11 protein-coding genes are annotated in these 10,597 nt (G+C 43.4%); 2 read left to right on the top strand and 9 right to left on the bottom strand.

Annotated features, from left to right (window positions below; genetic code table 11):
* Positions 1-236 precede the first annotated feature (236 nt).
* A complete protein-coding gene (locus F6K38_RS16425) occupies positions 237-689 on the top strand; it encodes a helix-turn-helix domain-containing protein (protein ID WP_071105206.1) in 453 nt (150 codons plus the stop codon).
* Between the two features lie 257 nt (positions 690-946).
* Here the strand turns inward: F6K38_RS16425 and F6K38_RS16420 are convergent, their stop codons facing one another.
* From F6K38_RS16420 to F6K38_RS16395, 6 genes are all read right to left on the bottom strand, one after another.
* Complete coding sequence (locus tag F6K38_RS16420; protein WP_287356955.1) at positions 947-2,023, bottom strand: AEC family transporter; 1,077 nt, start codon at positions 2,021-2,023, stop codon at positions 947-949.
* Between the two features lie 5 nt (positions 2,024-2,028).
* Positions 2,029-2,964 (bottom strand): iron-containing redox enzyme family protein, encoded by a 936-nt coding sequence (locus tag F6K38_RS16415; protein ID WP_287356953.1) that lies wholly within the window; start codon positions 2,962-2,964, stop codon positions 2,029-2,031.
* A gap of 705 nt (positions 2,965-3,669) precedes the next feature.
* Positions 3,670-3,921: an SPOR domain-containing protein gene (locus F6K38_RS16410; RefSeq protein WP_287356951.1), complete on the bottom strand. Its 252-nt coding sequence runs from the start codon at positions 3,919-3,921 to the stop codon at positions 3,670-3,672.
* Positions 3,905-4,372 (bottom strand): hypothetical protein, encoded by a 468-nt coding sequence (locus F6K38_RS16405; protein WP_287356949.1) that lies wholly within the window; start codon positions 4,370-4,372, stop codon positions 3,905-3,907. The genes F6K38_RS16410 and F6K38_RS16405 overlap by 17 nt, the downstream gene beginning before the upstream one ends.
* A gap of 425 nt (positions 4,373-4,797) precedes the next feature.
* Positions 4,798-5,184 (bottom strand): hypothetical protein, encoded by a 387-nt coding sequence (locus F6K38_RS16400; protein ID WP_287356947.1) that lies wholly within the window; start codon positions 5,182-5,184, stop codon positions 4,798-4,800.
* A gap of 1,005 nt (positions 5,185-6,189) precedes the next feature.
* Positions 6,190-7,521, bottom strand: coding sequence for an RNA-guided endonuclease InsQ/TnpB family protein (locus F6K38_RS16395; RefSeq protein WP_287356945.1), 1,332 nt, complete (start codon positions 7,519-7,521; stop codon positions 6,190-6,192).
* Between the two features lie 58 nt (positions 7,522-7,579).
* Between F6K38_RS16395 and tnpA the strand changes: the two genes are divergently transcribed.
* Positions 7,580-7,987 (top strand): IS200/IS605 family transposase, encoded by a 408-nt coding sequence (gene tnpA / locus F6K38_RS16390; protein WP_287356957.1) that lies wholly within the window; start codon positions 7,580-7,582, stop codon positions 7,985-7,987.
* A 486-nt stretch (positions 7,988-8,473) separates the two neighbouring features.
* Here the strand turns inward: tnpA and F6K38_RS16385 are convergent, their stop codons facing one another.
* The 3 genes from F6K38_RS16385 to F6K38_RS16375 all read right to left on the bottom strand — a co-directional run bounded on the left by F6K38_RS16385 (position 8,474) and on the right by F6K38_RS16375 (position 10,452).
* On the bottom strand, positions 8,474-8,935 hold the full coding sequence (locus tag F6K38_RS16385) for a hypothetical protein (protein ID WP_287356943.1): 462 nt from the start codon (positions 8,933-8,935) through the stop codon (positions 8,474-8,476).
* Positions 8,936-9,155: 220 nt separating this feature from the next.
* Positions 9,156-9,614, bottom strand: a complete 459-nt coding sequence (locus F6K38_RS16380) for a hypothetical protein (protein ID WP_287356941.1) — start codon at positions 9,612-9,614, stop codon at positions 9,156-9,158.
* A 409-nt stretch (positions 9,615-10,023) separates the two neighbouring features.
* A complete protein-coding gene (locus F6K38_RS16375) occupies positions 10,024-10,452 on the bottom strand; it encodes a hypothetical protein (RefSeq protein ID WP_287356939.1) in 429 nt (142 codons plus the stop codon).
* Between the last annotated feature and the right edge of the window lie 145 nt (positions 10,453-10,597).

The raw sequence follows: 10,597 nt of genomic DNA, 5'->3' as shown, positions 1-10,597 counted from the left end.
TGATAGCTGATAGCTGATAGCTGATAGCTGATAGCTGATAGCTGATAGCTGATAGCTGATAGCTGATAGCTGATAGCTGATAGCTGATAGCTGATAGCTGATAGCTGATAGCTGATAGCTGATAGCTTACCTCAAAAGGTGTTTGTAAAAAAATATTAACAATAATTGACAAACACCACCTCAGCTAACTTTTTTAGTTATAATACTGGTATCGGAATAGTAAAGGAAGTCCACTGATGAACAAGTCCGTTTGTACTACTGAAGCCGCTTCTCTGTTAGGTATTTCTTCTCGACGCTTGCGCCAACTCCTTAATGATGGTCGCGTCCGGGGTGCTTATAAAAGTGGGAAATTCTGGATTATTCCTCTGTTCAACAATCTGCCCCAAATCATTGAGAAGAAGCGTGGACCAAAGGGCAAATGGCGTACTACTCGTCCCCCAGCTCTGGCCAAAATCAATGTCAACCGCAATCGCATTGGCAGCAACAATCACAAAAGTCCCGAAGAGCGTCAGCCAGTGATTTCAGTAAAACGAAGCGGTGACAATCTCTACGGCAACCAAGTAGAAATCCTCGGTCCTTGTCGGATTGTCTATCAGCCCGATAAGCCACTGGGTTGTGGCGCTCGTCTGTGGATCGAAACTTTCAGTGATATTCACTTCATTGGTGGCAGTTTTCCCGCCACTGCCTAACGCTCATATAGCAAGTCTTATACCCATGAGGTACAAATCTTTGGGTTTTAGGGAGCAGGGAGCATGGAGCAGGGAGCAGGGAAGAGGGAAGAGGTAAAAAATAATGTGTACCTCATAGCTATGAGAAACTTTATAGCGCTACGTATTCAGATGTTTGACATTGTCTTGATGCAATAGCGAGTTGGGGAAACCCCCTTTGGCGGCACTGCATCGCTCAATTCCGAGACCTCCAATGCTTATTTTTGACTTCTGACTTCTTACTTCTGACTTCTTACTTCTGACTTGATTACCTTTGCTATACTGAACAGGATCAAAAGTATACTTCCGACTAATCCCAGATGGGATGGAGAGATAAAAAACTCGCTATTAGAAAAAATAATTAAATTCACACCAATCGATATCGGAATAGAAGTGGTCAATAATCCTAGGGCAAATTCCGTATCAAATGTCGGGTGAGTACGCCGATGTTGCTCTTGGTCGAGCATATTAATCTGGGAAGCGTACAACAACGGCCATAAACTGCATCCGCTTTGGGGGAAAACTACAGCTAGTAGCATTTGTGCTAATGTATCTGGTTTAAACAAAATCAGTACTACTGCACTAAACCAGAATCCTGCTGCTGAGCGGACAAGTAAAATTAGTAAAATTTTCCGTAATTGTAAGGTTTTCGGCTTCAGAGAAATCCCTACAAAAAACAGAATCATGGGAGTAGTGCAAGCCGCTAACCGTTGCAGAGCCTGCAAAATTATTTCTGGGATAAGTGTTTTACCTAGATTTAATACTCCTATCAACAAACCCAGTAACAACGCTAAATTTGCTGGTTCTTGGATCAGTGTCAATCCAATCCTTTTAAATTTGCTGAAATTGATGTGGAAATTATCAACACTGCGTTGGTGTAGATACATCCCTAAAGCATAAAGACCGATTAGCACAAAACATTTATTCCCTACATCCATCAACCCTGCTAGAGCTAGTCCTTGCTCACCTAAAAATTCCTGAGTAAACGGATAAACTGTTAAGCCAGGAGCTAAAGACGCAAACATCAATATCAAGGAGCGGGCTTTAGCTTTTTCTTGGGGAGGAATCACCAAACCTGTCAATAACCATCCAATTCCTAACAAGAAGACATTGATAGCAAGTCCGAAAGCCGGGAGCGAGAGTAAACCTTGACTTATATCAATTTTGATCGTGGATAGGAATAGAGCCGCAGGAAGTAAGGCATTGATAATTAACGTTTTAATAGCACCAACTGCTACAGGTTTTTGAAATTTCCCTTTCAGGGCATAACCAATAGCAATGAAAAGCAGCAGGGGGATGACTTTATCAATCGCCAAAGCCCTCAACCTTTACTGGATTGAACAGTGTCTTGACCCAGCAGTACCAATTCTCGATGCAAATCGTCGTAAAATCCCTGACGAGCTCTAACGGCCATGGCTACGCCCTGCCATACTTGCCAAAGGGTTTGGGGAGAATTAGCGATCTGCTCAATCACATCTAAGATGTCCTCAGCATGGTCTTGATCACAGTCGCAGTGAACGGCAAAGAATTCTTGTCCTTTGGTGGAAATACCCAGTTTTTTCAGACCTGCTAAAATCAGTTGGTTTTCATAGGGTAGGATAGATTCCGTAAAAGCCAGTATCCCCAATCCAAAGGCAGCGGGGTATTGGAAGCAAGCAGTTGTGTAAATTTGCAGGTAGCGTTGGGTTCCTGGTAATAATTCTTGTGATGACTTTGGTAGAGGTATGGACTGACCTGCTTCTATCGCTGATAATTCTTCAAATAACTGCTGCCACATTTGAGGATGGGGTTTGCTATGGCCAGGTTTCCCCGATAATCCGTGTTCTTCATAGAGATTCTTTAATAAAGGGATTCGGGTTTGGGGTGTAGGTAACTTAGAAGCAACAGCAGTCAGCCAATTGGGGAAGCACCAACTAATCAGATAACGCTGCTTGAGCCAAGTATCTAGGTTACTACTTACGCCAGTTTCCCTGATTAAACAGCTTAATCGGGGATGATCAGCAACTAAGACTCCTAATTTTTGATCAGTAGTGGGTAAATCCTCTAGGTGAGTGTGCCTTAAGGGTCCATTTTGGAAACTCAGCAACCAGGGATGCTGGAGTAGAGCATGATTTCGGGCATAATGGGGAATTTGCTGGGGAGACCCCAGACTTTGGATGGTAGCGATGGAAAAGCTGTTGGGTGATTGGGCTTGGGTGGGTCTATCATACTCCTGCGGGACTTGTAGAGTCCGCATATATTCTAGAAAATCTTGCATGGCCTAATTTCACTAGTAATAGCGTTTTTACTTTTTTCTACAATCAAAGCTTCGTCCCAACAGGAAGAACTTATAGCAGAAGTCAGAAGTCTGAAGTCAGAAGTCAGAAGTCAAACTCTGGCGCTTACTTTGGGCTTCCACACTTATACAGCAAGCTCGAATTATGATTTCATGGCTGTTTCGTCAGATCAACGGTTTTACTATACCGATTAAGCACTGATAAATATGGATCAGCTGTCATCTCTATGATTGGCATACTCAACAACAGGCTTAGAGGGATTGAGACTTGCAGCAATTCTGTTTCCCCTGTTTGCCTTGTCCTTCTTATCGTTCCCCTTTTTGCTTGGTACCTAGTCAATTTCTCTTACGCACTTAAGCAAAATTGCTTATTAAGCCTTACCAAACACTATAAGTAGTAGGGGCACACGCTGTGCACACTATAAGTAGTAGGGGCACACGCTGTGCGCCCCTACAGATGGATTTACTATCATTGTCATGTGTCGCAGAAGGATGGGGATACTCTTGGTCAAAAAAGCTTAGTAAAGCTGCTAGCCACTTCTTTTAGTTTTCAGCTGGTGGGTTGCCTGTCAGAAAATATTACAGTGTCGCCCAAGCAGCAGTAGCACAAGAAGTTGGGCGACTATGCGTTCGCGTAGCGTGACCTAAGGTCAATCGCTTATGTCAATTATCGAAGAGCCAAAACGATTAAGGTCGATAGATTGAAGCAGACATTCCTTGTTGACGAAGTTGGTTAGCAAAAGCATTGGCCTTGGCTTCATTTCTGAATGCTCCCATCTGAATTTTCGTACCTTGTGGGAATCGACCCAAAAAAGCTCCAGGTACAATTTTCCTGGCTTTGGCTAAACCACTAGCACTGCCGTCGTTGAGTATCACGTAATATTTGATTTTAGTAGATTGAGACGGTGGTGCTGCAGTAGTTTTATTTCTGGTAACCACTGGCTGCGCGCGGCAATGGTGCGGCAATAGAAACCGGTCGTGAAGCAGGCTGTGAATTGTTTTGAATTCTCTGGTTTGCTCTAGAGCCAATTTGATTCTGTACCGCCAGTTGCTTTCTTTTAGCTTCTAATGCGGCTTGTTGCTGCCGAGCTTGAGCCATGATTCGATTTAACTTCTGACGCCAATAGCCTCTGGTTGGCCAATTGCTGTTTTTAGCATAGTTCAACACATCAACCCACCGACCCTGTTCTAGTCGCTTGTTGAATCTTATCAAACTTACGTTCAAAGGATACCCATTCATTGTGCCATTGGTCAATTTTGGTTTGGGCCCCATTGAAAGCAGCACTACTAGGCAGCACATCTTGTGCGATTGGCCGTAGGCCACGCCAAAGGCGATCGCTATTGCCCCCTTGATATTTCCGGCCTGATAGTTTTGCACTGCTCTTGCCAAAATTAGTGAGCCATTATCTACCGGTGGTGCTGGTGTTGGCTGACGGGTCTGTGGTGGCGATGGGTGAAAGGTGGGATATCTGCTTATAGGCTGAGTGTCATTCTATCAAGTGTAACCCTTCGGGTGATGGGGGAGACTTGACCCCCAGGTTCAAGGGAAGGGGGTCTTGGTGAGCTGATCGATGAGTTCACGAAAGCCAGGTATTGCGGCTGATATTCACTCTTTTTTGGCTCTTCCTTGTTCTTTTTTGCTCGGGGGTTACCTCATAGTACACACCTGTTTTGTTGTGGTTGCCTCCTTTGTCATATCATCACGATTGTATGATGATCTCGAAATGGGTGTGCGCTTTTTTACGATTATTTTCCGCTTCTATCGTTCAAATCCGATTTTTATGACGAAAAATATCCAGATTCATCCAGAACACGTTAGTATCTTACTGTTACAACGACTGTTCCTCCGTTATTTTTGTATAACTTATCGTCATTGTAATAAATTTGCTTGACGATTCTTTCTCTCTTTTCGATATTTATTTTCTCCGAGGGGTGTTCTGAGAAATTGGCTTCTTCCTTTTCGTATACCTTTATCTCCGAAGGCTCTAAACCAGAAAAAAACACCGTGGCGCTTCCAGATCCGTAATTGGCAACCTCAACCTCATCGCCCCCTTGCAAGTAATAATTACAAAATGACGTATCAGTGATTATGCATTTATAGGATATGGGGTTATTTGCCCATGCTGGCGTTTGAACGGTGATTAAACACGCACATGTGGCTATCAGGATAATCATAGCTTTCTTGATTCTTTCCACACTCATTCTTGTTTCCTCTAATTTTGTGACGTTAGTGCTTGACTTGAAACCCGAGTCCCAACCCTTTTTATAATTCAACTGATTTTATCACTCCGTGGTTTTTTTTTTATTTACGTTTTTTAGTTTAAACTTGCACCTATGCCTTCATGCGCCATGGCTATCCAATTCTTCGTCACAATGTTGGTTGTTATACTCCCTATACTAGAGTTTTTTCTCCCCTCAATCCTATGGTACCGGACACCGCCTGATTGATTTTTAGAGCAACCTGTAGGGTGGGCAAATCGTTGCCCACCCTACCCATGGATTGTGTGCTGTTCGGGTAGTGTACCCCCAGCTTCAAGGGAAGGGGGTTCCGGAGAGCTCTCCTTATATCGATATATTTGCACAATACTACCCCTCGTTCGGCTTTTTTCGCTCTTGTTGCCTTTCTTTCTCTCTAGTTTTGGCCTAGTTTTTCTTTGTAATGGTCCGGCTATATCTACGCCGGCACCATGGTCAGACAGGTTTTACTTGAGGCTGGAGTACGGTCCGGTATTCACAACTACTCCTTCTTCCTCCTGGGCTTTTTCTCCTTTTTCCTTAACTACATCCCCGATTATTTGTCTTTATTTCGTAGTTAACTCCTCCCGCTTTTGCTTCGTACGACACAAAATAAGCTTCGTCCGAATAAAATCTAAATTTCAGTTCCTTCTCAACAGTGTATTGGTCATTGATCTCCTCATACACATCATATATATTGAGTTTGCCTCCGCCTCCTGCATTAGCCGGAGTAATATAGAGACATGATGGCCCCGAAGTTCCATATGTCGTAACCGCTAGCTGTTGCTTGATTGTTAGATATCCTTTGCAATAATCAACTTTTCCCAATTCGCATACGGGTCGCTTTCCTGCTCCTAAGGCCGCCTCCCCCTGGATAACACCAGCCCAGATCATCAGCACCAGCATTAGGACACCTATATACTTCGTAAGTGTTCTTGCTTGAACTCTCCACGGGTTGAAACCACGTGGATTCTAAGCTGATGTCACTTCGCGGGTTAAAACCGCGCTATGTGACGCTTCACGATACGATCTAGAAAGTGAATCCAGTTTGTACCGTTGCGGCAGGTTCAAAGCTGCCCTACCGACCTCGGCTAGGGGAAACCCTAGCTGTGTCGCTACTTTTCGTAAAATATTGCCTGCGCCGTTACAATCGGCGTTGATAAGTTCATTGTTAGCTGACCGATACAAACCACGTCTAACCCGCTTTCCTGACTGTTTCCACCCTTGCGCTTTGGCGCACGCTACGCGAACGGGTTTTTCACCAAATGTAGGTAGAAAATCATCATCTAGAAAGCTAGCCTTACTGGTGTAGCTCTCTTCAGTCTCAATGAATTTGATGCAGTATTGGACACACAACTGCTCTATCCGGCCTTTGAGTCTTGCTGTTGGAATCTGAACAAATTCCTGGTTATTCTTCTTGCCAATCTTGATACCGTCCTTATTCCCTTTGTTCCATCCAAAGACAACAGTATCAATCCCATGTCTCAGACACCAGTTAACGACAAATCTGGCCACTTTGTTGATATTGTCGCGCATTTGCCTGTTGCGCTTTTCCGTCAAGAAGGCAAACTGCTCATCCCAGTAGTCCTGCGGTTTGCCTTTTTTGATTTTTCCGACCTTTTTGTTGTACCACTGGTTTTGAGATTTTACCTTTCTACCATCAACGATGAATGACTTCCCGGTCGTTGAAACGCAGGTTAACCAATTATTGAGCCCTGGATCGATTCCCAAAGCGTTGTTAGTTGACGGAACCGGATCAACACCTGGCTGCTTATAGACAAATTCTAGGTAAAAGCAATTATTTCTGGGAACAAAACGAAACTCTTTTATTGACTTGAAATCAAGATTTGATGGCATAGGGAGGAGGAAGTGGTCAATTCCAAACCATGCTTTGATCTGCTTCCCCAAAGTGAATTTGAGTTGACCGCCAACTAGTTTAACCCATCGAGCCGGGTAACTAACTATAGCCATCCCTCCTTTCTTCCTGTACTTTGGGACTCTGGGTTTATTAGTTAGCTGACCTTTTTTGTATAACTTGTTCAAAGCTTTGTAGGATTTGAAAGACTCAATGACTCCATGCAGAGCTTGTTGAGCACAAGCAGACCTCATTGCTTTAAAGTGAATGTTAGTTTTGAGCATTTTATCTAGGTCGGCGTTGGTTAGATACCTCCCAGTCTTAAACAGAATTTGCCGACAGTAATAGATGCCGCAATTTGTTAATTTATTGGCTTCGGAGCAGATGAAATCTATGACTGCCCTAGTTTCAGTGTTCGTGGTTATTAGATGTTGTTGGCATCCATACATGTTCTTGCTACCTCCTTGTCTATAGTATATATTGAATATACTATATATGTCAACAAACATGAACAAAAAAAATCAGGGGATTTTTAGAACCAACCCCCATTCAGTAACTTTACTCAACTACCATTTTGTCTGGTGTCCCAAGCGTCGGAAAGCCGTATTGACGGGAAAAGTGAAAATGAGACTACAAGAAATAATTTTTGACTTATGCGGGGAAAATAATTGGAGGTTGATCGCCCTAGAAATAATGCCAGATCACGTCCACATGTTCCTGGAAGTCGATCCCACTTTTGCCCCGTCAGTAATAATCAAGCGAGTAAAAGGGCGCGCCTCCCACTACCTCAGGAAAGAATTCCCTCAGCTACTCAAACTCCCGACTCTGTGGTCTCCTAGTTATTTCTGCTCAACCACCGGAAACGCCAGTACAGAAACAGTTAAAAAATACATTGAAAACCAGAAAGGGAAGTAATTGAGCGATCTGCGGGATAAATCCCGGTTCGCTCCACACCCACCCAATAAATTAGGTGGCTAACTCTCGCTCGTTAATTTTTCTGTTTTTCATCACCGTTTACTACCCCCAATAGGCTTTATTCTTTTTCCATAGGATATTATCATAAGGACTCGCATTTTTATAACCTTCGAGCCTCTTAGTCATAAAAAATCAAACCCAGATCCGAACCACCAATTTATTGGTAAACTAGCGGTCTAACCAAACGTCCATATTCATACCGTGAGCGCGCGAATCCTATATGTGGGACAAAGATTAATATATTGGTGTAAATCACCCCCAACGGGCGCTCAGTGCTTATTACTGTTATCTGGTAACCACTGGCTGCGCGCGGCAATGGTGCAGCAATAGAAACCGGTCGTGAAGCAGGCTGTGAATTGTTTTGAATTCGTTGGTTTGCTCTAGAGCTTATTTTATGAGGTACAGCGAGTTGCTTTCTTTTAGCTTCTAATGCACGCTTGTTGCTGCCGAGCTCATTGATGATTCTTTTTCACTTCGGCACGCCAATAGCCTCTTGTTGGGACATTGCTGTTGCGGAGCATAGTTCAACACATCAACCCACCGACCCTGTTCTAGTCGCTTGTTGAATCTTATCAAACTTACGTTCAAAGGATACCCATTCATGGTGCCATTGGTCAATTTTGCTTTGGGCACCATTGAAAGCGGAACTACGGCAGCACCTCTTGTGCGATTGGCCGTAGGCCACGCCAAAGGCGATCGCATTTCCAAGATATTTCCGGCCTGATAGTTTTCCACTGCCCTTGCCAAAATTACTGAGCCATTATCGTGCCGAAGCGTGCTGGTATTGGCTGACGGGTCTGTGGTGGCGATGGGTGAAAGGTGGGATATCTGCTTATAGGCTGAGTGTAATTCAGTCAAGTGAAACCCTTCGGGTGATGGAATTGACAAGGGCCCCCAGGTTCAAGGGTTGGGGGTCTTGGTGAGCTGATGGATGAGTTCACGAAAGCCAGGTATTGCGGCTGATTTTCACCCTTTTTATGCTCTTCCGTGATCTTTCATGGTCGCAGTAACAGCTGGGTGTTTTTACCCCTGCTACCCGTGTGTTGAACCGTTTTATTTTCTGGCGCTAGTGCGTTGTGTGGCTTTGGTTTTTGTGGCTCGTTGCGCTTCAATACCCAACATCTTGCATAGCATCTATGAAATTGTCATAAGTCAACCATTTATCTTTTTCAAAATAACCATCAACATAACCACCTATTACTACATCTCCGTCTAATACAATCACTTTCTGGTTTTTCCATTCACTTGTTAACTTTATTTCATAGAATTCACCCTTCTCCATATATTTTTCTTCGGTCTCCTCCACAGCGAACCACAGTTTATCCAGATCTACCAGCGCCACTCTTGCCTCATTGTTCGCATAAACCAATACCTTTCCATTTACGTTAGAATTATTCATTACTTGGTACTCTTCCAAAGCATGCACAACAAACGGTGAACAAAACTGATAACGGAGATCGCACCTTGAATTACGAGTATATGCCCATGCCTGGTTTTGTATACTCATCGTAAACAACAGGATTCCGAACACCATGATCAAACATTTTTTCAGACTATTAGCTTTCATTATTTATTCCTCCACATGGCCATAAACGCAAATAGGGGTAAAAACCCCGATTCCCTTGCTGCTCTAACAGTTCTGTATCATACCATTGCGGCTGGAAAATTTACATAATCCAAATTTAATGGCTATTGCCTACCGGCCTAATCCGCTTTTTCTGTGTGCTCGGCCTTTCATTGTACCGCCTTTTGTACTATCACTATTCAGCGCTCACCATCGGGCGACAGCTTACATTTTTTGATCTGTCTTATGCTCGGATTTCCTATCATCTGCCACAACTCCATGAGCATCATCATAAATTAGATAGATTATTGTTTTTTCTTCCCCTTTAACCCTTCTAGTTATCCGTAACTGAGTGCAGGGATCAACCTTCTTTTCTTATGGTTGTAGGCGGCCTGTGCGTACATCATCTTCCTTAGTATTGTCTCATTATATCCTTGTATGCTTCTATACCTATCCGCTCTTCAAATTCTGATTCAATTCCTGCAAACACCACACTTCCGATTGCGCGGATCGTAGCATAATGCCACTCTGGGGTGATCGAATATTCCTTTTCTTCTCCACGGTGTAGAATATTTCCATCATCTACACGGGTGTAACTTTCAGCTTCCTTCCACACCTCTACTTGGCTACTTTCTTTGGGTATTATGATCACCTTGACTCTGTCATGCTCCCGATTTTTAATTACCACTGTATCATCACTAAGAACTATAGGACCACAAGAAGATAAGTAGCCAAAATCGCATTTAAAAACTTTATTGTTAGCCCATGCTTTACTTTCGATTCCCATCGTAAGCATTAGCACTATTACCAGTAGAACCACTAAAGAGCGTAAATGACCCATATGTTATTTTGTCTCCTAACTTTTTCCCGTCGGGTTCGTTTTACCCCTGTACCTAGGTGATCATAAAATTTCACACGGTTTATTTCACCATTGCGGGGTTTTTTATCCTGATACAATAGTATTACTGATCAAAATCCCATTGGAG

It is taken from the genome of Moorena sp. SIO3B2 (genome assembly GCF_010692525.1).
Lineage (GTDB): Bacteria > Cyanobacteriota > Cyanobacteriia > Cyanobacteriales > Coleofasciculaceae > Moorena > Moorena producens.
The sequence above is the reverse complement of the archived record's forward strand: the minus strand, read 5'-3'. Positions and strand labels throughout refer to the sequence as shown.

What these genes read in the sequence shown, in the direction of transcription:
- F6K38_RS16415 (WP_287356953.1), bottom strand. Translation starts at nt 2,964, where the DNA reads ATGCAAGATTTTCTAGAATATATGCGGACTCTACAAGTCCCGCAGGAG.
- F6K38_RS16375 (WP_287356939.1), bottom strand. Translation starts at nt 10,452, where the DNA reads ATGGGTCATTTACGCTCTTTAGTGGTTCTACTGGTAATAGTGCTAATG.
- F6K38_RS16380 (WP_287356941.1), bottom strand. Translation starts at nt 9,614, where the DNA reads ATGAAAGCTAATAGTCTGAAAAAATGTTTGATCATGGTGTTCGGAATC.
- F6K38_RS16395 (WP_287356945.1), bottom strand. Translation starts at nt 7,521, where the DNA reads ATGTATGGATGCCAACAACATCTAATAACCACGAACACTGAAACTAGG.
- F6K38_RS16400 (WP_287356947.1), bottom strand. Translation starts at nt 5,184, where the DNA reads ATGAGTGTGGAAAGAATCAAGAAAGCTATGATTATCCTGATAGCCACA.
- tnpA (WP_287356957.1), top strand. Translation starts at nt 7,580, where the DNA reads ATGAACAAAAAAAATCAGGGGATTTTTAGAACCAACCCCCATTCAGTA.
- F6K38_RS16425 (WP_071105206.1), top strand. Translation starts at nt 237, where the DNA reads ATGAACAAGTCCGTTTGTACTACTGAAGCCGCTTCTCTGTTAGGTATT.